The 21786-nt window shown below is 64.5% G+C and carries 25 protein-coding genes; 22 read left to right on the top strand and 3 right to left on the bottom strand.

Annotated elements, in window-relative coordinates:
• The first annotated feature begins 17 nt into the window (after positions 1 to 17).
• The 9 genes from ACFMBG_RS19330 (at position 18) to rimM (ending at position 6350) form a co-directional block, all read left to right on the top strand.
• A complete protein-coding gene (locus tag ACFMBG_RS19330) occupies positions 18 to 545 on the top strand; it encodes a hypothetical protein (RefSeq protein WP_421056309.1) in 528 nt (175 codons plus the stop codon).
• A gap of 209 nt (positions 546 to 754) precedes the next feature.
• A complete protein-coding gene (gene ffh / locus ACFMBG_RS19335) occupies positions 755 to 2263 on the top strand; it encodes a signal recognition particle protein (protein ID WP_421056310.1) in 1509 nt (502 codons plus the stop codon).
• 3 nt (positions 2264 to 2266) lie between these two features.
• Complete coding sequence (locus ACFMBG_RS19340; protein WP_421056311.1) at positions 2267 to 2818, top strand: GNAT family N-acetyltransferase; 552 nt, start codon at positions 2267 to 2269, stop codon at positions 2816 to 2818.
• Positions 2819 to 3012: 194 nt separating this feature from the next.
• The gene (locus ACFMBG_RS19345; RefSeq protein ID WP_421056312.1) at positions 3013 to 3534 is read left to right on the top strand and encodes a GNAT family N-acetyltransferase; all 522 of its coding nucleotides are present in this window, start codon (positions 3013 to 3015) and stop codon (positions 3532 to 3534) included.
• A gap of 61 nt (positions 3535 to 3595) precedes the next feature.
• Positions 3596 to 4198, top strand: a complete 603-nt coding sequence (locus tag ACFMBG_RS19350; RefSeq protein ID WP_421056313.1) for a GNAT family N-acetyltransferase — start codon at positions 3596 to 3598, stop codon at positions 4196 to 4198.
• 114 nt (positions 4199 to 4312) lie between these two features.
• Complete coding sequence (locus ACFMBG_RS19355) at positions 4313 to 4621, top strand: chorismate mutase (RefSeq protein WP_027235628.1); 309 nt, start codon at positions 4313 to 4315, stop codon at positions 4619 to 4621.
• Between the two features lie 60 nt (positions 4622 to 4681).
• Positions 4682 to 5050 (top strand): 30S ribosomal protein S16, encoded by a 369-nt coding sequence (gene rpsP, locus ACFMBG_RS19360; protein ID WP_421056314.1) that lies wholly within the window; start codon positions 4682 to 4684, stop codon positions 5048 to 5050.
• Positions 5051 to 5054: 4 nt separating this feature from the next.
• A complete protein-coding gene (bluB, locus tag ACFMBG_RS19365; RefSeq protein ID WP_421056315.1) occupies positions 5055 to 5693 on the top strand; it encodes a 5,6-dimethylbenzimidazole synthase in 639 nt (212 codons plus the stop codon).
• A 153-nt stretch (positions 5694 to 5846) separates the two neighbouring features.
• The gene (gene rimM, locus ACFMBG_RS19370) at positions 5847 to 6350 is read left to right on the top strand and encodes a ribosome maturation factor RimM (RefSeq protein WP_421056316.1); all 504 of its coding nucleotides are present in this window, start codon (positions 5847 to 5849) and stop codon (positions 6348 to 6350) included.
• A gap of 9 nt (positions 6351 to 6359) precedes the next feature.
• Here the strand turns inward: rimM and ACFMBG_RS19375 are convergent, their stop codons facing one another.
• A complete protein-coding gene (locus ACFMBG_RS19375) occupies positions 6360 to 7403 on the bottom strand; it encodes a phosphotransferase (protein WP_421056317.1) in 1044 nt (347 codons plus the stop codon).
• A gap of 56 nt (positions 7404 to 7459) precedes the next feature.
• On the opposite strand from ACFMBG_RS19375, the gene trmD reads away from it, so the two are divergent.
• From trmD to ACFMBG_RS19405, 6 genes are all read left to right on the top strand, one after another.
• Positions 7460 to 8263 (top strand): tRNA (guanosine(37)-N1)-methyltransferase TrmD, encoded by an 804-nt coding sequence (gene trmD, locus ACFMBG_RS19380; RefSeq protein ID WP_421056318.1) that lies wholly within the window; start codon positions 7460 to 7462, stop codon positions 8261 to 8263.
• A 112-nt stretch (positions 8264 to 8375) separates the two neighbouring features.
• Entirely contained in the window at positions 8376 to 8711 is a 336-nt protein-coding gene (locus ACFMBG_RS19385; protein ID WP_421056319.1) for a YegP family protein, read from the top strand.
• A 347-nt stretch (positions 8712 to 9058) separates the two neighbouring features.
• Positions 9059 to 9433 (top strand): 50S ribosomal protein L19, encoded by a 375-nt coding sequence (gene rplS / locus ACFMBG_RS19390; protein ID WP_421056320.1) that lies wholly within the window; start codon positions 9059 to 9061, stop codon positions 9431 to 9433.
• Positions 9434 to 9444: 11 nt separating this feature from the next.
• The gene (gene rpmE / locus ACFMBG_RS19395) at positions 9445 to 9666 is read left to right on the top strand and encodes a 50S ribosomal protein L31 (protein WP_421056321.1); all 222 of its coding nucleotides are present in this window, start codon (positions 9445 to 9447) and stop codon (positions 9664 to 9666) included.
• A gap of 114 nt (positions 9667 to 9780) precedes the next feature.
• Positions 9781 to 11817 (top strand): DEAD/DEAH box helicase, encoded by a 2037-nt coding sequence (locus ACFMBG_RS19400; RefSeq protein WP_421056322.1) that lies wholly within the window; start codon positions 9781 to 9783, stop codon positions 11815 to 11817.
• Positions 11818 to 11987: 170 nt separating this feature from the next.
• The gene (locus ACFMBG_RS19405; RefSeq protein WP_421056323.1) at positions 11988 to 12797 is read left to right on the top strand and encodes a division plane positioning ATPase MipZ; all 810 of its coding nucleotides are present in this window, start codon (positions 11988 to 11990) and stop codon (positions 12795 to 12797) included.
• An 18-nt stretch (positions 12798 to 12815) separates the two neighbouring features.
• On the opposite strand, the gene ACFMBG_RS19410 is transcribed toward ACFMBG_RS19405, so the two are convergent.
• Positions 12816 to 14048 carry an adenylate/guanylate cyclase domain-containing protein gene (locus tag ACFMBG_RS19410; protein WP_421056324.1) on the bottom strand — a complete coding sequence of 411 codons (1233 nt, stop codon included), beginning with the start codon at positions 14046 to 14048 and terminating at the stop codon, positions 12816 to 12818.
• 51 nt (positions 14049 to 14099) lie between these two features.
• Positions 14100 to 14540, bottom strand: a complete 441-nt coding sequence (locus ACFMBG_RS19415; protein ID WP_421056325.1) for a MarR family winged helix-turn-helix transcriptional regulator — start codon at positions 14538 to 14540, stop codon at positions 14100 to 14102.
• Positions 14541 to 14611: 71 nt separating this feature from the next.
• On the opposite strand from ACFMBG_RS19415, the gene hmgA reads away from it, so the two are divergent.
• From hmgA to maiA, 7 genes are all read left to right on the top strand, one after another.
• Complete coding sequence (hmgA, locus tag ACFMBG_RS19420) at positions 14612 to 15967, top strand: homogentisate 1,2-dioxygenase (protein WP_421056326.1); 1356 nt, start codon at positions 14612 to 14614, stop codon at positions 15965 to 15967.
• A 103-nt stretch (positions 15968 to 16070) separates the two neighbouring features.
• Positions 16071 to 17327 (top strand): fumarylacetoacetase, encoded by a 1257-nt coding sequence (gene fahA, locus ACFMBG_RS19425; RefSeq protein ID WP_421056327.1) that lies wholly within the window; start codon positions 16071 to 16073, stop codon positions 17325 to 17327.
• A gap of 82 nt (positions 17328 to 17409) precedes the next feature.
• On the top strand, positions 17410 to 18360 hold the full coding sequence (locus tag ACFMBG_RS19430) for an MBL fold metallo-hydrolase (RefSeq protein WP_421056328.1): 951 nt from the start codon (positions 17410 to 17412) through the stop codon (positions 18358 to 18360).
• 152 nt (positions 18361 to 18512) lie between these two features.
• The gene (locus tag ACFMBG_RS19435) at positions 18513 to 20123 is read left to right on the top strand and encodes an FAD-dependent oxidoreductase (RefSeq protein WP_421056329.1); all 1611 of its coding nucleotides are present in this window, start codon (positions 18513 to 18515) and stop codon (positions 20121 to 20123) included.
• A 5-nt stretch (positions 20124 to 20128) separates the two neighbouring features.
• Positions 20129 to 20347: a DUF2783 domain-containing protein gene (locus ACFMBG_RS19440; RefSeq protein ID WP_174147940.1), complete on the top strand. Its 219-nt coding sequence runs from the start codon at positions 20129 to 20131 to the stop codon at positions 20345 to 20347.
• Positions 20344 to 20886 (top strand): VOC family protein, encoded by a 543-nt coding sequence (locus ACFMBG_RS19445; protein ID WP_421056330.1) that lies wholly within the window; start codon positions 20344 to 20346, stop codon positions 20884 to 20886. Before ACFMBG_RS19440 ends, ACFMBG_RS19445 begins: the two co-directional genes overlap by 4 nt.
• 61 nt (positions 20887 to 20947) lie before the next feature.
• A complete protein-coding gene (maiA, locus tag ACFMBG_RS19450) occupies positions 20948 to 21580 on the top strand; it encodes a maleylacetoacetate isomerase (RefSeq protein WP_421056331.1) in 633 nt (210 codons plus the stop codon).
• Positions 21581 to 21786: the final 206 nt, after the last annotated feature.

A 21786-nucleotide genomic window follows, 5' to 3' on the forward strand; every position in this document is an offset into this window, starting at 1 on the left:
GAGGGTAAGCTGATGCCATGAAAATCACCCGCAACACGCCCGGCCAGCTGATCCTGGCAGACACGCCGTGGTTCATCGGCATTGCGCTTGCCCTGTTCATCCTGGCTTTCGTGGGCGCCGGCCTCGGCGCTGCCAGCACCGGCGGTGAAAACCTCTGGTTCGGACTGGGCTTTGCCGCCCTGGGCGGCGGCATGGGGTTTGCCGCCTTCTGCCTCTTCGTGCGCCGGGTGCAGGTGATCCTCGACCGCTCCGGCGGCAGCATCCTGATCCGGCGCCAGTCGGTGTTCGGCTACAGCCAGGTGGAGCACCGCCTCGCCGACCTGTCCCACGCCGAGGTGGAAAGCACCACCAGCCGCAGCGAGGGCCGCACCCGCACGCTCTACCGCCCGGTCCTGGTGCTGGACGGCGGCATGAGCGCCGGCCGCCACCCGGTGATCGAGGCCTACACCAATGGCCGCGGCCCGCAGCGGCTGGCGGAGGCAATCAATGCCTGGCTGCCCGCCTCAGAGGCCGCAAAGGTTGACTCCGGCGGCCATTCCGCGTAACGCCTGCCCAAACATCCGGGAGATCTGAGTCTTCCGGTCCCTGCCCGTGCCAGGGATCGCCCCCCACCAGCGTGTTACGCCCGTGGGGGCAAACTCGTTTGGTTTGCCCCCAGGACAGACACCAGGACCGGCGGGCATTTGCGCATGGACCGCTTGTCCCCTACATACGGGGGCGCCACAGTTGAAACCGGCATCAGGAGGCCGCAGGCATGTTTGAAAATCTATCCGAACGCCTTTCCGGCGTCTTTGACCGGCTGACGAAACAGGGCGCCCTCAACGAGGAGGACGTGAAATCCGCCCTGCGCGAAGTCCGCGTCGCCCTGCTGGAGGCCGACGTCTCGCTGCCGGTTGCCCGCGATTTCGTCAAGAAGGTGCAGGAGCAGGCCACCGGCCAGGCGGTCACCAAATCGGTGACCCCGGGCCAGCAGGTCGTGAAAATCGTGCACGACGCGCTGGTCGATGTGCTGCGCGGCGACGAAGACCCCGGCAAGCTCAAGGTCGACAACCCGCCCGCGCCCGTCCTGATGGTCGGCCTGCAGGGCTCCGGCAAGACCACCACCACCGGCAAGCTCGCCAAGCGGCTCAAGGAGAAAGAGGGCAAGAAGGTCCTGATGGCCTCGCTCGACGTCTACCGTCCGGCGGCGATGGACCAGCTGGCGGTGCTCGGCATGCAGATCGGCGTCGACACCCTGCCGATCGTGCCCGGCCAGAAACCCGTCGACATCGCCAAGCGCGCCAAGCAGCAGGCGACCTTGGGCGGCTACGACGTCTACATGCTGGATACTGCCGGCCGCCTGCACATCGACGAGACCCTGATGCAGGAGGTCGAGGACGTCCGCAACGTGGTCTCCCCGCGCGAGACCCTGCTGGTGGTCGACGGCCTGACCGGCCAAGTCGCCGTTGAGGTAGCCGAGGAATTCGACGCCAAGATCGGCATCTCCGGCGTGGTGCTGACCCGGATGGACGGCGACGGCCGCGGCGGTGCGGCGCTGTCGATGCGCGCCGTCACCGGCAAGCCGATCCGCTTTGTCGGCCTCGGCGAGAAGATGGACGCCCTGGAGACCTTCGAGGCGGACCGCATCGCCGGCCGCATCCTCGGCATGGGCGACATCGTGGCGCTGGTCGAGAAGGCCCAGGAAACCATCGAGGCCGAACAGGCCGAGAAGATGATGAAGCGCATGATGAAGGGTCAGTTCAACATGAACGACCTGAAGATGCAGCTTGAACAGATGCTCCAGATGGGCGGCATGGAAGGCATGATGGCGATGATGCCCGGCATGGGCAAAATGGCCAAGCAGGTGCAGGACGCGGGCATGGACGACAAGGTGCTGAAGCGCCAGATCGCCATGATCCAGTCGATGACCAAGAAAGAGCGCGCCAACCCCGCTCTGCTGCAGGCCAGCCGCAAGAAACGCATCGCGGCCGGTTCTGGCATGGAAGTCTCCGACCTCAACAAACTTCTGAAGATGCACCGGCAGATGGCCGATGTGATGAAGAAGATGGGCAAGATGGGCAAAGGCAAGATGCTGAAACAGGCCATGAAGGGCATGTTCGGCAAAGGCGGCATGCCGGACATGGGCGGCATGGATCCCAGCCAGATGGACCCCAAGGCGCTGGAAGCGGCGGCCAAGGCAATGGGCGGCAAAGGCGGCCTGCCCGGCCTCGGCGGCGGCATGGGCCTGCCCGCGGGCCTCAGCGGCTTCGGCAAGAAGAAGTAATCCATGCAGTTCCCCGCCATCCCTCAGCTCGAAACCGAACGCCTGGTCCTGCGCGGACCGGAGGCGGCGGACTTCGGGCCGGTGGCAGCGTTCTTCGCAGACGAAGCACGCTCCTGGGGGTTTGGCGGCCCGCTGGACCGCGCGGAAGCCTGGCGCTGGTTCACCATGTCGGTGGGCCATTGGGCAATGCGCGGTTTCGGTTTCTGGACCATCACCTGCAAAGACACCGGCGCGGTCCTGGGCATCACCGGCCTCTGGCAGCCCGAAGGCTGGCCGGAGCCGGAACTGGGCTGGGTCGCCTTCCCGGCGGGCGAAGGCCGCGGCATCATGGCCGAGGCTGCCCTGGCCGTCCGCACCCATGCCTATGAGGTCATGGGCCTGCCCGCGCTCTGCTCCTTCATCTTTCCGGGCAATACCCGCTCGGTGGCGCTGGCCGAACGGCTGGGCGCGGTGTTCGAAAAAGACTTCGACAACCCCAAGCACGGGCGCGAGCTGGTCTACCGCCACCCCGCTCCGGCTGCGCCCTGCGACGGCGGGATGGAGGCCTACGCATGACCTCCCATCAGTTCACCGCGTCCCGGGCCGCCGCCGCTTGCGCCGCACCCGGTTTAACGGAAAATTACGCAGTCTCTCCGATACTCCTTCACCGGATGGGTGAAAAAGACGCCGGGCGGTCCGCCGCCCGGGCAAAGGGGTATGACATGAAAGACGCGCAAAACCGGTATCCTCGCCTCGTATCAAATCGTCTGATGCTGATTTCTCCGGCCGATCCGGAGTTTGACGCCAATGCCGCCTTCCTCGAGGCGGGCGCGCCGCGCTTCATCGATGCGGCGGAGGATCCGGATTCGCTGTGGTGGTCGATTGCGACCATCATCGGGCACTGGCACCTGCACGGCTACGGCCTGTTTGCCGTGGTCGAGCGCAACACCGGGATGACCGTCGGCCTCGTCGGCCCCTGGTTCCCCAAGGGCTGGCCGGAGCCGGAGCTGTCCTGGCACCTGATGGAACCGGCCCGCGGCAAGGGTTATGCCAGCGAAGCCGCTCAGGCCGTGCTTGACTGGCTGTTCTCCGAGGCTGGCTGGGACACGATCGTCTCCTACGTGCCGGAGGAAAACGACGCCTCCATCGCACTGGCCCGCCGCGTCGGCGCCAGCCCGGAAAAGCTGATTTCCTTCCGCCTGCAGCCCGCGCCCAACCTCCGCGCCTGGCGCCACATGCCGCCCGCCCCGGTTTCCGGCCCGCAGGCTGCTGCAAGGGGCCTGCTGCACTGATGCGCCTGCACGGGGTCATATCCCGGCCCGGCCGCGCCCTTCCCGTGGAAGGAGCGCGCTGATGCCGTTTGACATCCCCGTGATCGAAACCCGCCGCCTGGTGCTGCGCGGCCCCGAGCCGCAGGACTACCCGGACTTCAAGGCCACTTTCAGTTCCTACCGCTCCCGCTTCATGGGCGGGCCGCTGAACCCTTACGAGGCCTGGATGCTCTATGCCGCCGAGATCGGCCACTGGCAGGTGCGCGGCTTCGGCATGTGGATGATCCACGACAAGGCCACGGACGAAACCTACGGCATGGCCGGCGGCTGGCAGCCCGCAGGCTGGCCCGAGCGCGAGATCGCCTGGATCATCTGGCCCGGCGCGGCCGGCAAGGGCTATGCGCTGGAGGCTGCGCACGCCGCACGCCGGCATTTTTATTCAAATCTGGGCTGGGAGACTGCGGTCAGCTATATCGACCCCAAGAATCTCGACTCGATCCGGCTCGCGGAACGGCTCGGCGCCAAGAAGGACCACGAGGCCGCCACCATCGACGGCAATGATGCGGTCTACCGCCACCCCGCCCCGGACGCCCTTAAGGACAGCCAGACCGCGCATGGCATCGACATGGAAATCGCTCACTATGCCGACCCGCTCTTCAAACCGGAGGGCTGGGCCATTGACTGACCAGCGCGCGGATACCATGTCGCTGCACTGCGGCGGTGCACAGCTGGTGCACGCCCGCTGCACCCGCGGCACCCCCTTGATGACACCCCGGCCTGCTGCATTGCGGAGACCCTGATGACGACAGATATCCAAGATCCCGTTGCCCGCGCAGCCCAGCTGCTGAAGGGCCACCGCGAAAGCATCGACCGCCTGGACGCGATCCTTGTCTATACCCTGGGCGAGCGCTTCAAGCACACCCAGGCGGTGGGCCGGCTCAAGGCCGAACACGACCTTCCCCCGTCCGATCCCACCCGCGAAGCGGCGCAGATCGCACGGCTTGAAGACCTGGCGCAACAGGCCGATCTGGACCCTGAATTCGCCAAGGCTTTCCTGAACTTCATCATCGGGGAAGTCATCCGCCACCATAAGAAACACCAAGAATAACAAAGACAACAGGAACAACCGGGGCAAACCCCGGACAACGCCATCAAAGGAGATGTACCCATGGCAATGAAAATCCGTCTGGCCCGCGGCGGCTCTAAAAAGCGTCCCTTCTACCGCATCGTGGCTGCTGACAGCCGCATGCCGCGCGACGGCCGCTTCATCGAGAAGCTGGGCACCTACAACCCGCTGCTGCCGAAGGATTCGGAAGAGCGCGTGAAAATGGACATGGAGCGCGTGCAGTACTGGCTCGACCAGGGCGCCCAGCCGACCGACCGTATCGCCCGCATGCTGGAAGCCGCAGGCGTCCGCACCAAGGCCGAGCGCAGCAACCCGAAAAAAGGCACCCCGGGCAAGAAAGCCCAGGAACGCGCCGAAGAGAAAGCTGCAAAGGCCGCTGAAGCCGCCGAAGCAGCTGCAGACGCGGAATAATTCCGTGGAGCTGCGGGGCGCTTTTCCCGAAGAGTTCCGCAGCCAGCTTGATCTGCTGATGCGGCTCCGGCGCGATGTGCGCCGGTTCCGCAGCGATCCGGTGGAGGAGGCCGTGCTGATGCGCTGCCTCTCCGCCATTCCGCTCGCCCCCTCGGTGGGCCTGAGCGAACCCTGGCGCATCCTGCGCGTGGACAGCGAAACCGCCCGCGCCGCTGCGCTGAAGAATTTCGAGAAAGCCAATGCAGAGGCGCTGTCGGGATATTCCGGCGAGCGCGCCGGACGCTATGCCGGGCTGAAGCTCTCCGGCATGCGCGATGCGCCGGTGCAGCTGGCCATCTATTGCGACGACGAAACCACCCAGGGCCACGGCCTGGGCGCCGCCACCATGCCGGAAATGCGCCGCTATTCGGTGGTCACCGCCATCACCCTGTTCTGGCTGGCCCTGCGCGCCGAAGGGCTGGGTCTGGGCTGGGTCTCGGTGCTCGACCCGGAGCAGTTGAACCGCGACCTGAACGCGCCAGAAGGCTGGCAGCTGATCGGCTATTTCTGCATCGGCTACCCGGAACGGCTCTCGGACACGCCGGAGCTGGAGGAGCAGGGCTGGGAAAGCCGGATGGCGGATCTGCCGCTGGAAACCCGCTGAGGCCGCCCGTGGGACGGTTGATCCGGCTTGTGTTTTTTGTTGCAGTAGCCTTTACCGCGGGCATCTTTTTTGAACGCAACCACCAAAGCGAGCTCTGCGAACAATCCGGCGGCCAATGGCTGCGCGCAGGGTTCTGTGCAAAGGAATAAGACCATGAGCGAACTGATCTGCGTGGGTGCGGTGGCCGGCGCCTTCGGCGTGCGCGGCGAGGTGCGGCTCAAGAGCTTCTGCGCCATCCCGGAAGAGATCGAAGACTACTCTCCGCTCAGCAATGAGGACGGCAGCCAGAGCTATTCCCTGATGATCACCCGCCCGATCAAGAACGGCTTTGCCGCGCGGATCGGCGGGGTTGAAACCAAGGAAGACGCCGACGCGATCAAGGGGCTGCGCCTGTTTGCCCGCCGCGATCAGCTGCCGCAGCTGCCGGATGACGAATTCTACCACGCCGATCTGATCGGGCTGGAGGTCTTTGACACCGGCGGCACCCTGCTGGGCACGGTGAAATCGGTGCAGAACCACGGCGCCTCGGACCTGCTGGAGATCCACGGCCCGGGCCTGAAGGCCACGGTGCTGCTGCCCTTCACCCTGGAGGCGGTGCCGACCGTGGACCTGAACCAGGGCCGCATCATTGCCGACCCGCCCGAGGGGCTGTTCTGAGGCCGCTTCTCAGCCGGCTTCCTCAGCCAGAAGCGCCTCGAAAACCTGAACAATCCTGGCCGCAACATGCGCGCTTTTCAGCTGCTGCTCCGGCGGTTTGTGGCACAACCCCACCCAGCATTTGAACAGGCGGTGGGCATAGAAGAAACGGAATACCGGATCATTCACCAGATCCGCCCCGTACCCGTCCTGAAACGCTTCCCAATCGGCTTGCGCAACCAGCCCGAACCCGGGTGTCTGGCCGTCCGCGGCCAGATGGTCAGGGCAGTTGGCCAGCCAGATATTGGCAAGGTCGCGCTGCGGGAATATGCCGTCATGGTTTGAAAAGTCGATAAAGGAGACAGCGGTTTCGGACATGAGGATATTGCGCAGATGCAAGTCGCCATGCTCGACCGCCGCGTGAAAGGAATGGCCCCGCGCACGCCGCCCCGCCCGGTGCAGGTACGCACAAAGCCCCAGGAACCTGTTGTGTTTGGGCACCGGCAGCCGTCCGTCGCGCACCGCTTGAGCCTGGCTTGAAACCTGGGTCAGAAACGGCTTTGGCCAAAACTGCCTTTCCCCAGCGCCGGAAACCCTGTGCAATGCGGCCACCGCATGTCCGATGCGCCGCAGAATGCTGCCCCGGTCACCGATCCCGTAATCCGTGACTGCCAATTCACGGTGCGCTGTATCACCGCGGACAAATTCCATCAGGACAAAGGGGTTTTGCGCGTCGCGCCACAGGAGTGCAGGTGCAGATACGCCAGATACTGGCATCAAGCTATCGGCGGCAGCCTGGTGCCGGTCCAGAGACCTTGTGTGCCGAAGCGGATCAGTTCCTCCAAATTCGGCCCGCAGGGCATAGCTCTGGCCGTCGGCGGTCCTCACCTCCAAGACGCAGCGGCGATGCAGAACGCCGCTGTTCAGCTGCATTCTGCGAAAGACGGCCCCGGTTTCCTGAAGGCCGGCCGCCGCGGCTGCCCTGGGCCAAAGCGCCTGCGTGCGGGCCTGCACCGCGTCCATCGCAGCAAACGGATCGTACCCGGCCGCTGCAGGCGGCTTTTCTGAATTCATCGAAACACCAAAGCTTTTTATTGCGCGTAATTCTGACTGCACTAAACAGCACCATTATGACAGCACCAAGCAAATCTCATGGCCGCAAGGCCATCCGCCCCACGCTGAAGCCGCGCGAGCTGATGACGCCGACACCGGATCTGGCGGGGGTGTGGAAAGCCAAGATCATAACGCTGTTCCCGTCGGCCTTTCCCGGTGTGCTGGGAGAAAGCCTGACCGGCAAGGCGCTGCAGGAAGGCCTGTGGCAGCTGGAAACTGTGGACCTGCGCGAATTTGGTGTCGGCAAGCACCGCAATGTCGACGACACGCCCGCGGGCGGCGGCGCGGGCATGGTGCTGCGCGCCGACGTCCTGGGCGAGGCCATCGAGCACACAATGGCGGATACCCGGGGCAACTGGCCGCTGGTCTACTTGACCCCGCGCGGCCGGCCGATGAACCAGCAGATGATGCAGGGCTTTGCCCAATGCGACGGCATCACCCTGCTGTGCGGCCGCTTCGAAGGCGTCGATGAACGGGTGCTGGAGCATTACGGCATCCAGGAGGTTTCCCTAGGCGACTTTGTCATGACAGGCGGCGAGCTGGCCGCGCAGGCGCTGATCGACGCTACCGTGCGGCTGCTCCCCGGGGTGCTGGGCAACCAGGCCTCCACCGAGGAGGAAAGCTTCTCCTCCGGCCTGCTGGAGCACCCGCAATACACCCGCCCTGCGGAATGGAAAGGCCGGGAAATTCCCGAAGTGCTGATGTCCGGCCACCACGGCAAGATTGCCGAATGGCGGCATGAAATGAGCGAAGAGATCACCAAAGCCCGCCGCCCCGATCTGTGGGACGCCTATTGCCGCAAGACGCAAAACCGGGGCTGAACGGCCGCCCGGCTGTGCTGCCCGGATGGCGCCAGCTGCGCCCGACCGTTGCCGGACGCCCCAAGCCATGCTTTAGTCCCCTCATATTCATGAAGAATTAGGAGTGAACAGGGTGGCTGCAAAATTTGAACTCTACACCGACAACGCAGGTGAATTCCGGTTCCGGCTGAAAGCAGGCAACGGCGAGAACATCCTGGCCAGCGAAGGTTACAAGCAGAAGGCCAGCGCCGAGAACGGCATCGAGTCGGTGCGCAAGAACGCAAGCGACGATGCGCGCTATGAGCGCAAGGAAACTGCCGCGGGCAAGCACATGTTCAACCTGAAGGCCACCAACGGCCAGGTGATCGGCACCTCGCAGAGCTATGCCAGCGCCTCCGGCCGCGACAATGGCATCGAGTCGGTCAAGAAAAACGCCCCGGACGCGGCTCTGGACGACCAGACCGCCTGACGGCCTGAACCCCATGGGGCGCGCGCCCCAAATCTTTTGAGAAAAGATTTGGCAAGAGTTTTGTGAAAACTCTTGCCGCAGCGCAGCCGGGCACTTGTTTTGCTGGGGCTGCGGACGTATACAGCGCCGGTCTGGATTCGCATTTGCGGCTCCGGGCCGCTGGCTGTTGGATCACTCACCTGGAAATCTTCTTCGGTTTTCGCTCAGGGCCCTGCCGCCAGCAGCAAGGAACAGACGGCGTGATCTCTGGCGGGCTGCCAATTGGCGGGACCCGGTGAAGACCAGGAGCTCTCATGACGGCACAAACCTCTGCGGCATGAACCGCAGGCAGATTTAGGAGAGTTGCGATGGACCTGATCGCACAGCTGGAGGCGGAACAGATCGCCGCCCTGGGGAAAGAGATCCCCGATTTCAAAGCCGGTGACACCATCCGCGTCGGCTACAAGGTGACCGAAGGCTCGCGTTCGCGCGTGCAGATGTACGAAGGCGTTTGCATCAGCCGCAAGAACGGCTCGGGCATTGCCGGCTCGTTCACCGTCCGCAAGATTTCGTTCGGCGAAGGCGTGGAGCGTGTGTTCCCGCTGTTCTCGACCAACATCGACTCGATCGAAGTGGTGCGCCGTGGCCGTGTCCGCCGCGCCAAGCTGTACTACCTGCGCTCGCGCCGCGGCAAATCTGCCCGTATCGCCGAAGACGCGCACTACAAGCCCAAGAAAGCCTGAGGAGCGGTATCATGAAAAAAGACACCCATCCCGATTACCACTTCATCGACGTCAAAATGACCGACGGCACCATCATCAAGATGCGCTCCACCTGGGGCCGCGAAGGTGATCAGCTGGCACTGGACATCGACCCGACCGTGCACCCGGCCTGGACCGGCGGCACCTCGCGCCTGCTGGACGCCGGCGGCCGCGTGTCGAAGTTCAAGAAAAAATACGAAGGCCTGGGCTTCTAAGCCGCCTGCCGTATTTTTCAAAACTCCCGAAGGCTGCCCCGGACGGGCAGCCTTCTTTCTTTTTTCTCCTGACGCTGGGCCGGATGCAGCCCTGCGGGAAAGACAGCCCCTCTCGTGAAACAAGCCCTGGCAAACGCCCTGCAAGAGCGCGGATATGAAACCCTGACCCAAGTCCAGGAGGCCGTAACCCAGCCGGACCTGGAAGGGCGCGACCTGCTGGTTTCTGCGCAGACCGGATCGGGCAAGACCGTCGGCTTCGGCCTGGCGCTGGCCCCCACCCTGCTGGGCGAGGACGAGGTGTTCGGCGAGGCCGCCGCGCCGCTGGCGCTGGTGATTGCCCCGACCCGCGAGCTGGCGCTGCAGGTAAAGCATGAGCTGGGCTGGCTGTACCGTGACGCAGGCGCGCGGATTGCCTCCTGTGTGGGCGGCATGGACATGCGCGACGAGCGCCGGGCGCTGGAGCGCGGTGCCCACATCGTCGCGGCGACCCCGGGCCGTTTGCGCGACCACATCATGCGCGGCTCCATCGACCTCAGCAATGTGCGCGGCGTGGTGCTGGACGAGGCGGACGAGATGCTGGATCTCGGCTTCCGCGAAGACCTGGAATTCATCCTGAGCGAAGCGCCGGAAGAGCGCCGCACCCTGCTGTTCTCCGCCACCGTGCCGCCGGCGATTGCCAGCCTGGCCGAGACCTTCCAGCGCGACGCGCTGCGGATCAAGACCGCGGGTGAGACCAAGCAGCACGCCGATATCGAATACCGGCTGATGAGCGTGGCGCAGCAGGATGCGGAAAACGCCATCATCAACGTGCTGCGCTACTATGAGGCGCCGAGCGCCATCGTTTTTGCCAACACCCGTGCAGCGGTGAACCGGCTGGCCGCACGCCTGACCAACCGCGGCCTGCCGGTGGTGACGCTGTCGGGCGAGCTGAGCCAGACCGAGCGCAGCCATGCGCTGCAGGCGATGCGCGACGGGCGCGCCCGGGTCTGCGTGGCTACTGATGTGGCCGCGCGCGGCATCGACCTGCCGGGGCTGGAGCTGGTGGTCCATGCGGAGCTGCCCTCGAACCACGAAACCCTGCTGCACCGCTCGGGCCGCACCGGCCGTGCGGGCCGCAAGGGCGTCAGCGCGCTGATCGCCCCGCCCAAGGCACGTGCCAAGGCGCTGCGGCTGCTGAAATGGGCCAAGCTGACGGCGGAGCACTGCGAAGCGCCCTCTGCCGACGACGTTCTGGCACGGGATGAAGAGCGGATGCTGGCCGACGCTGTCTGGCAGCAGCCGGTGGAGGAGCACGAGCAGGCCGGCGTGCAGACCCTGCTGGACAATTTCTCCGCCGAGCAGATCGCCGCCACTTATCTGCGCCTGTTCCGCAGCCGCCACTCGGCGCCGGAAGAGCTGCGCCCGGCGGATACGCCGGAACCGCGCAAGGAGCGCAAGGAACGCAAACCCTTTGGCCCGTCGGTCTGGTTCTCGCTGTCCGGCGGCCGCGAGGCCGGTGCCGATCCGCGCAAGGTGCTGCCGATGCTGTGCAAGGCCGGCAATATCGACCGCGATGCCATCGGCGCCATCCGGGTGCAGGACAATGAGACCTTTGCCGAAATCAGCGAGACCGCGGTTGAGGGCTTCCTGAAGGCGCTGGACGGCAAGACCGAACTGGAGCCCGGCACTGTGCTGACCCAGCTGGCCGAGGCGCCGGAACTGGCCCCGGCCCCGCGCCGCGGCCCCGGCGGACCGAAGGGTGGTTTCAAGGGCGACCGCAAGCCCAAGCCGCACCGCGGCAAGGAAGACGCGCCGAAACCCTACCGCCGCAAGGCAGAGGCCGGTGAAGACAGCCGTCCCCCGCGCAAGGAGTGGAAGGACAAACCGGCCCGGGAGGAGCGCCGCGAGCCGCGCAGCGACACCCGCCCCAGCAAGCCGAAACCGGCAGTGACACCAAAGCCCAAAGGGGCATCAGATCCCTCCAAGCGGATGACCAAACCGGGCGCGCCTGCGGCCAAGCCGTTCAAGGCCAAAGGCCCCAAGCCGCCGGTGGGCAAGCCGAACAGCAAGAAGAACAAGGCGCGAGCTGCGGCTAGCCTGGCCACCAAGCCGGGCAAAGGCGGCGATGCCCGCCCCAAGCGCAAGCCGGGCGGGCCTGCAAAACACAGGTGAAAACCGGGGTTAGCGCCTGTTGATTCCGCCGAACCAGTGTTGCGGATTTAATGGGGTCTAACCCTAAATTCACCAGCCTGCGCGCACCGCTTTTCTTGGCCGGAACCAGAGCCTATACAGGGGCACAAAGCTAAAGACGTGCACCAAAGCACGAGCGAAGGGACCTGTACATGGCGCATATCATTGTCGTCGGCAACGAGAAGGGCGGCGCGGGCAAATCGACTGTCTCCATGCATGTTGCAACCACCCTGGCCCGGCTGGGCCACAAGGTGGCGGCGCTGGACCTGGACTTGCGGCAGCGCTCCTTGGGGCGCTACCTGGAAAACCGCAAGGACTTCTGCATCAAGGCAGGGCTGGACCTGCCGATGGTGGAAATGCACGAGCTGCCGGAAATCGACCCGGCCAGCCTGCAGCCGGGCGAAAACATCTATGACCACCGGCTGTCGGCAGCGGTCTCGGCGCTGGAGCCGGGCCATGATTTCATCCTGATCGACTGCCCCGGCTCGCACACGCGCCTGAGCCAGGTGGCGCATTCGCTGGCCGATACGCTGATTACGCCGCTGAACGACAGCTTTGTCGATTTCGACCTGCTGGCGCATGTGGACCAGAAGGGTGAGACCATCACCGGGCCGTCGGTTTATTCCGAGATGGTGTGGAACGCGCGCCAGCTGCGGGCGCAGGCGGGGCTCAAGCCGATCGACTGGATCGTGATCCGCAACCGGGTCGGCACCCAGCGCATGGTCAACAAGGAAAAGATGGAGCGCGCCATCAAGATGCTGTCCAAGCGGATCGGCTTCCGGGTGGCACCGGGCTTCTCCGAGCGGGTGATCTTCCGCGAGTTGTTCCCGCGCGGCCTGACGCTGCTGGACCTCAAGGACATTGGCGTCAAGCAGCTGAACATTTCCAATGTCGCCGCCCGGCAGGAGCTGCGCGACATGATGAAGGAAGTGAACCTGCCGGGGGTCGAGGTCAGCATCTGACCCCGCCCCGGCGGCAACTCAGCTGTCGCAGCCGCAGTTGCCGCGGTAGATGGTGTAGAGCTCCATCGGCTCGGCCACCCCGCGCAGCATGTAGCGGCCCAGCGACACCAGGTCATGATTGGTGCCTCTGGCGGCCAGCTTCACGTCTTCGGACATGATGATGTTCTGGCCAACCGAGCGGTGCATCCCGGCGATCCGGGCGGCCTGGTTCACCGCTTGGCCGATCACGGTGAAATCGAGCCGGTTCTCCGCCCCGATATTGCCATAGAGGATGGTGCCCGCGTGCAGCGCCAGGGTGAAGCCCGCCGTCGGCAGCTCCTGTTCCTCGCGCTCGGTGTTATACGCGCGAACCTTGCCGCACAGCTCATTGGCCGCGGCCAGCGCCGCGTGGGCGTCTTCCTCGATGCTGCCGAGGTTGAACATGGTCAGCATCCCGTCCCCCATGAACTTGAGGATGTTGCCGCCATGCGCCTGGATGGTTTCCACCGCCAGGCCGAAATAGCCGTTCAGCATCTCGATCAGCTCGGTGCCGGGCAGCCGCTCGGCCAGCTGGGTGAAGCCCTTGAGGTCGAACAGGCAGATCACCGCGTCGATCTGCTGCGAGGACCCGCGCTGGATCTCGCCCGAGAGCACCCGGCGGCCGGCATCGCGGCCCAGGTAGACCTGCAACAGGTCGCTGGCCATCTGCCGGTTGGAGGAGGACTTCAGCGCCAGGCCCAGATGCGGCAAGGTGGTGCGGATCAGGTCCAGTTCGCGGCTGGAAAAGCCGCCCGGGCGGTCCGTCGCCCAGGAGACCAGCATGCCTTCCTGCGGGTGAATGGGATCGTTCGGCCCTGCCTGGGGCGGGGAAAACCGCACGCCTTTGGCAAAATAGTCTGTCGCCCCGCGTTCCCGCAGCTCCGGCAGCAGCGGGAACTGCTCCGGCGCGCCGTCTTCGAGCCTCTGGCGGAACTCGTCCAGCTCCTTATCCAGAATGTGAAAGAACGGGCTGCGCAGCCACTCTTCACGAGGGGACTCGCGGTACTCGTAATGCTGGTGCGACAAGCCGTCCGCGCGGGTCCAGTTGAAACCGATGCCGCCGAATTTCGGGTGAAAGGCGCGCTGCGCTACATGGAAACGCCACAGCGGCACGCCCGCGTCAGTCAGCCGCTGGCAATAGCCCTGCAGCAGGTCCTGCTGCTGGGCCCCATGCAGCCCCTGTTCCATCAGCCAGGCAATCAGCGGTCCTGAATTGACATCAATCTGTATCATGCGTTCACCTTCAATTCCGCTGTCTTATCTGGGCATTGCACCCGGCGATGTCTACGGTTCGATGCCTGCTAATTTGCGCAGCATATACCGCAAAATTGCAACCTCGCCGGTTGTGAACTGCCGGCACAGCCTGGCATCGAACTCCTGCGCCACCTCCCGCAGCTCCCGGTAGGCGGCCTGCCCCGCCGGTGTCAGCGTCAGATGCTCGGCCCGGCGGTCGTTTTCATCCCGGGTGCGGGTCACGAACCGTTTCTCGGCCAGCTTGGCCACCGCGCGGCTGATCTTGGTCTTGTGGATCTTGGCCCGCTCACCGATCTCCTTGGCCGTCATCTGGCCGTAGTTGCCCAAGTGGAACAGCACCCGCCATTCCGTGCGCAGCATACCATAGCGGTCCTTGTAGTGCCGCTGAAACCCCAGCGAGCTTTCCTCGGCCGCCCGGTTCAGCAGAAAGGGCAGGAAATCCTGCAGAGTGAAGTCATCTTTTTCGGTCATTTGCGTCCTCTCTCCCTTGTTAGTTACAAAAACAACTAATATCCCGCAAGCAGCAAGAGGAGAAACGCGCGATGAATCGGCCAGCCGATCCCCATGAGATGATCCAGGCTCCCTCGATTGCGGGGCCGAACGAGGGCTATATGCCCGGCTTTGCCAACGACTTTGAAACCGAGGCGCTGCCCGGCGCCTTGCCGCAGGGCATGAACAGCCCGCAAAAATGCAACTATGGCCTCTATGGCGAACAGCTGAGCGGAACCGCCTTTACCGCCGACCCGCCGGAGCGGACCTGGACCTACCGGATCCGCCCCTCGGTGAAGCATTCGCACCGCTATGAGAAAATCGACCTGCCGCATTGGAAGTCGGCGCCATGCGTCGATCCGGACGTGATCTCGCTGGGCCAGTACCGCTGGGACCCGGTGCCGCACTCAGATGAAGGGCTGACCTGGCTCACCGGCATGCGCACCATGACCACCGCGGGCGACGTGAACACCCAGATCGGCATGGCCAGCCATATCTACCTGGTCACCGAGTCGATGGTGGACAGCTACTTCTTCTCCGCCGACTCCGAACTGCTGGTGGTGCCGCAGGAAGGGCGCCTGCGCTTTGCAACCGAGCTGGGCATCATCGACCTGGCGCCGCAGGAGATCGCGATCATCCCGCGCGGGCTGGTGTACCGGGTGGAAGTGCTCGAAGGCCCCTGCCGCGGTTTCGTCTGCGAGAACTATGGCCAGAAATTCGAACTGCCGGGCCGCGGCCCGATTGGTGCCAACTGCATGGCCAACCCGCGCGACTTCAAGGCGCCGGTGGCGGCGTTCGAGGACCGCGAGACACCCTCGACCGTGACCATCAAATGGTGCGGCCAGTTCCACGAAACCAAGATCGGCCACTCGCCGCTGGATGTGGTCGCCTGGCACGGCAACTACGCGCCCTTCAAATACGACCTGCGGACCTATTGCCCGGTCGGCGCCATCCTGTTCGACCACCCGGATCCGTCGATCTTCACCGTGCTGACCGCGCCGTCGGGCGTGCCGGGCACCGCGAATATCGACTTCGTGCTGTTCCGCGAGCGCTGGATGGTGGCCGAGAACACCTTCCGCCCGCCATGGTACCACAAGAACATCATGTCGGAGCTGATGGGCAATATCTACGGTCAGTACGACGCCAAGCCGCAAGGGTTTGTGCCGGGCGGCATGTCCCTCCACAACATGATGCTGCCGCACGGGCCGGACAAAAACGCCTTTGAGGGCGCGTCGAACTCCAACCTCGGCCCCGAAAAGCTGGACAACACCATGTCCTTCATGTTCGAGACCCGTTTCCCGCAGCATCTGACGCCCTTTGCCGCCAAGGAGGCGCCGCTGCAGGATGACTACATCGACTGCTGGAGCGACATCGAGAAGAAGTTTGACGGCACGCCCGGGTTGAAGTGAAGGTGTAGGGGGCGCTGCCCCCTCTGGGCCTCAGGAGGCCCATTCACCCCCGGAGTATTTTTGGAAAGATGAAGCCGGCACCGGCTGATGACAGGAAGACGAAATGGCTTTGATGAGATCCTGGGTGGCCTCGGCCAATGATGCGGCCCACCCGTTCCCGCTGAACAACCTGCCTTATGGCGTGTTCTCCGTTGACGGTGATGACCCGCGGTGCGGCGTTGCCATCGGCGACATGATCCTGGACATGCAGGCCGCCGAGGAGGCCGGTCTGGTCCAGCTCGGCGATGCGCCGCTGTTCGACGTGCCCTATTGGAACGACCTGATGGAAGAAGGCCCGGCCGTCTGGGCGGCGCTGCGCGACCGCCTGACCGCGCTGCTGTCCGAAGGGGCAGCGGAGCAGGACAAGGTGGAGCCCCTGCTGGTCCCGGCCGCGGATGCAGAGCTGCACATGCCTTTTGCGGTCAGCGAATACACCGACTTCTATGCTGGCAAGAACCACGCCTTTAACGTCGGCACCATGTTCCGCGGCCCGGAAAACGCGCTGCCGCCGAACTGGCTGCACATCCCGATCGGCTATAACGGCCGCGCGTCTTCTGTAGTGGTCTCCGGCACCGACGTGCGCCGCCCCTGGGGCCAGCTGAAAGGCCCGAATGACGACAAGCCGCGGTGGGCGCCCTGCGCGCGCTTTGATATCGAGCTGGAGATGGGCGCCATCGTAGGCACCCCGTCTGATGGACCGATCACCGTACAGGAAGCCGATGACCACATCTTTGGCTACGTGCTGCTGAACGACTGGTCGGCGCGTGACATCCAGGCTTGGGAATACCAGCCGCTTGGTCCGTTCCAGGCCAAGGCCACTGCAAACACGATCTCCCCCTGGATCGTGACCAAGCCGGCGCTGGAGCCGTTCCGCTGCGACACGCCGGAGCGCGAAGTGGAACTGCTGGACCACCTGAAGGACTGCGGTCCGATGCTCTATGACATCGACCTCGAAGTGACCCTGGCTCCGGAAGGTAAAGAAGCCACAACCATCGCGCGGACCAACTACAAGGAGATGTACTACTCCGCCGCGCAGCAGCTGGCCCACCACACCACCTCGGGCTGCCCGATGAACGCAGGCGACCTCTTGGGGTCCGGCACCATCTCTGGCCCCACCAAGGAAAGCCGCGGCTCGCTGCTGGAACTCAGCTGGGGCGGCAAGGAGCCGCTGACGCTGGACACCGGCGAGGAACGCTCCTTCATCGCCGATGGCGACACGCTGACCCTGAAAGGCGCGGCCAGGGGCGATGGCTACACCATCGGCTTCGGCGATTGCACCGGCACCGTGCTGCCTGCGCTTGACGACCCGTTCAAGAGGTAAGCACCGCTTTTCCTCTTGCCCCAAATACCCCCGCCGGAGGCTCCCGAAGCTGCCTCTGGCGCACCGTTGAAAGGACAGACACATGGCCAAGGCATTCGCGTCCCAAGGGGACATGAGCGAAAAGAAAATCTCCTTCACCGAAGTGGGCGAAGGCCTATACGCCTTCACCGCCGAGGGCGATCCGAACTCCGGCGTGATCATCGGCGACGACAGCGTGATGATCGTCGAGGCGCAGGCGACGCCGCGGCTGGCGAACAAAGTGATCGAATGCGTCCGCTCGGTGACCGACAAGCCGATCACCCATGTGGTGCTGACCCACTACCACGCCGTCCGCGTTCTGGGCGCCTCTGCCTTTGGCGCGCAGCAGATCATCATGGGCGACACCGCCCGCGCCATGGTGGTGGAACGCGGCCAGGAGGACTGGGACAGCGAATTCCAGCGCTTCCCGCGGCTGTTCGAAGGCCATGAAAGCATTCCCGGCCTGACCTACCCGACCACCACCTTCTCCGACGACATGACCGTTTACCTCGGCAACCGCCGGGTCGACCTGATGCACCTGGGCCGCGCCCACACCGCGGGCGACATCGTGATCCATGTGCCGGACCAGAACGTGATGTTCACCGGCGACATCGTCGAATACCACTCCGCCTGCTATTGCGGCGATGGCCATTTCGGCGACTGGGGCAGCACCCTCGACAACATCAAGGCGTTCGACGTCGACGCCATTGCCCCGGGCCGCGGCGATGCGCTGGTCGGCAAGGAAATGGTCAACGCCGCCATCGAAAACACCCGCGATTTCGTCGAAAGCACCTACCGCCCGGCGGCCAAGGTGGCTGCCCGCAACGGCACCCTGAAGGAAGCCTGGGACGCGGTGCGCGCCGAATGCGATCCGAAGTTTGCAGACTACGCGATCTATGAGCATTGCCTGCCCTTCAACGTCGCCCGCGCCTATGACGAGGCCCGCGGCATCGACACCCCGCGTATCTGGACCGCGCAGCGCGATCTGGAAATGTGGGAGGCCCTGCAGGGCTGAGCCCCGGGCGAAATTTGCAACCGGGGCGGTTTGATCCAGATCGTGTCGCCCCGTCAGAACCTGTGAGACGCTAGACCATGCTCCCGGCGGCCCTCTGCCGGGAAAGGGTTGAGCTGTGCCTGACGGCACCCGGAAATTTGGGAGGAGACCTGATGAACAAGATCTTTGAAGTCCCTTTGTACCCCTATGCGCGCCATGCGGATCAAGACGCCTCTTCGCCCGTGCGCCGCAAGGTGGTGGTGATCGGGGCGGGGCCCGTCGGCCTGGCTGCCGCTATCGACCTGGCGCAGCAAGGGACCGAAGTGGTGGTGCTGGACGACAACGACAAGGTGAGCTTCGGTTCCCGTGCGATCTGCTTTGCCAAGCGGCCGCTGGAAATCCTCGACCGGCTGGGCTGCGGCCAGCCGATGGTGGACAAGGGCGTGCAGTGGAACACCGGCAAGGTATTCTTTGACGACCGCCAGGTCTATGAGTTCAACCTGCTGCCGGAAGAGGGCCACAAACGCCCTGCCTTTATCAATCTGCAGCAGTATTATTTCGAGGAATACCTGGTGAACCGGGTCCGCGAGCTGCAGGAGCAGGGCGCATCGATCGAAATCCGCGGCCGCAACAAGGTTTCCGCCATCGGCACCCATCCCAGCCATGTGGTGCTGGAGATCGACACCCCCGAAGGCGCCTACAACCTGGAAGCCGACTGGCTGATCGCGTGCGACGGCGCGGGCTCTCCCACCCGGCAGATGCTGGGCCTGGATTTCGTCGGCCGGGTGTTCGAGGACAACTTCCTGATTGCCGATGTGATCATGGAGGCGGACTTCCCGACCGAGCGCTGGTTCTGGTTCGACCCGCCCTTCAACAAGGGTCAGTCGGCGCTCTTGCACAAACAGCCCGATGGCGTTTGGCGCATCGACCTGCAGCTGGGCTGGGATATCGACAAGGAGCGAGAGAAACGCCCCGAGAACGTGATCCCGCGGCTTCAGGCTATGCTGGGCGAAGATGTGAAATTCGAGCTGGAGTGGGTGTCGATCTACACCTTCCAATGCCGCCGGATGGAACAATTCCGCCACGGCCGGGTGATCTTTGCCGGCGACGCCGCGCACCAGGTCTCCCCCTTCGGCGCCCGCGGTGCCAACTCCGGCCTGCAGGACACCGATAACCTGTGCTGGAAGCTGAAGCTGGTGATGGACGGCAAGGCGCCGGAAAGCCTGCTCGACAGCTATGACGTGGAACGCATCCACGGCGCCGATGAAAACATCCTGAACTCGTCCCGCTCCACCGATTTCATAACCCCGAAATCGGAGATCAGCCGGGTGCTGCGCGACGCGGTTCTGGACCTGTCGGAACAGTATGAATTCGCACGTCCCCTGGTGAACTCCGGCCGCCTGTCGGTGCCCTGCACCTATGACGGCTCGCCGCTGAACTCGGCGGATGCCTTGGACGGGCCGGAGCGCGCCCGCCCCGGCTCCTCCTGCCCCGACGCCCCGCTGGGCGACGGCTTCCTGCTGGACAAGCTGGGCGGCAAGTTCGTGCTGCTGACCATCGACGCCGACGCCCCCGATGTGATCGAGGAGGAAGGCATCGAGGTCACCCGGCTGGCGCTGTCGATCAAGGATGACAAGACGCTGGCGCTGCAGGAGCGCTACCTGGGCAAGCTTGAAAGCGGTGTCTACCTGATCCGCCCGGACCAGCATGTGGCCGCCCGCCGCCCCAGCTTTGACGAAACCCAGTTCCGGCACGCGATCCGCCGGGCCATCGGCAAGGAGTGATCATCATGACAGAGACCGATCAACTGATCCTGACCGCCAACACCGAGCGCGCTGACGATTTCTATGCCGACCTCCTGGCCGCGCATGAAGGTCTCAGCAAGGACGAAAGCGATGCGCTGAATGCCCGCCTGGTGCTGGTGCTCGCCAACCACATTGGAAAACGCGCGATCCTGAAACAGGCGCTGGCCGCGGCCGCGCTGAAAACCGGGGAGGACTCCGCTTGAAAATCGAACAGATCCACCACGTCGCCTACCGCTGCAAGGACGCCAAGGAAACGGTGGAGTGGTACAACAAGATGCTGAAGATGGACTTTGTCCTGGCGATTGCCGAGGACCACGTGCCGTCGACGCATGAGCCGGACCCCTACATGCATATCTTCATGGACGCGGGTAACGGCAACGTTCTGGCCTTCTTCGAGCTGCCGACCAAGCCGAAGATGGACCGCGACCGCAACACGCCTGTCTGGGTGCAGCACATCGCCTTCAAGGTAAAGGACCGCGACACCCTGATCCAGTTCAAGGAGCATCTGGAGGCCAATGGCGTCGAGGTGCTGGGTGTCACCGACCACTCGATCTTCCATTCGATCTACTTCTTCGACCCCAACGGCCACCGGGTGGAGCTCGCCTGCCCCGATCCGGAGGAAGAGGCGCTGCTGCAAAAGCTGGACGCGGTGAAATGGGAGATGCTGGAAGAATGGTCAAAGACCAAGAAGGCTCCCAAACACGCGGAGTGGCTGCACGCCAAGGAACTGAACAAGGGCTGAGCCCGCTGGAACAGCCAAAGGCAGCCCCGCGGGCTGCCTTCTCATTACGGGGAGGACGCCGATGGGCGGCACGGTTCTTTATGATTATTGGCGCTCTTCGGCCAGCTACCGGCTGCGCATTGCGCTGAATCTCGCGGGTATCAGCTACACCGCTGTCCGGGTCGATCTGGTCAAGGGCGAACACAAGAGCCCGGAACATCTGGCCCGCAACCCGCAGGGATTCGTGCCAGTGCTGGAAATCGACGGGCTGCGCCTGACCCAGTCGCTGGCGATCCTCGATTACCTGGACGAAACCCGGGCGCTCGGCCTGCTGCCCCAGGACCCCGGGCAGCGCGCCCTGGCGCGGGCGCTTGCGCATTCCGTGGCGGTCGACGTGCATCCGGTCTGCAACCTGCAAGTGGCCAAACATGCCACCGCCCTCAGCGGCGGCGCGCCGGACATGCCCAAGGCCTGGATGCAGCATTTCATCCGCCCCGGCCTGCAAGCGTTCGAGGCCCTGCTCGCCGGTTTCGATCAGGCCCCGTTTTGCACCGGCGGCGTACCGGGGCTGGCGGACATCTGCCTGATGCCGCAGCTCTACAATGCCCGCCGCTGGGAGGCGGATTTCTCGGACCTGCCGCGGATCTGCGCGGTGGAGACGGCCTGCGCCGCACATCCTGCCTTTGCCGCTGCTCACCCGGATCAAGCGGCCTGACCGGTTGCCGCTTGCGCCGCCACAGCATGGCCAGAAATGGCGACGGCCTCTCTTAAAGTTGCAGACTTCTGCAGGCAGCTAGGCCGTTAGGTATTTTGGCTGCCTTGCGGCGCGGATTATCCGGCTTGCGGTGACGTGCTCCCCTGAAAAGTCCGCGATTTGAAGTTAGCCTGTTCTCCACACGAGGAGACAGACAATGCGGAAAA

This window comes from Leisingera coralii, from assembly GCF_049056525.1.
Lineage (GTDB): Bacteria > Pseudomonadota > Alphaproteobacteria > Rhodobacterales > Rhodobacteraceae > Leisingera > Leisingera coralii.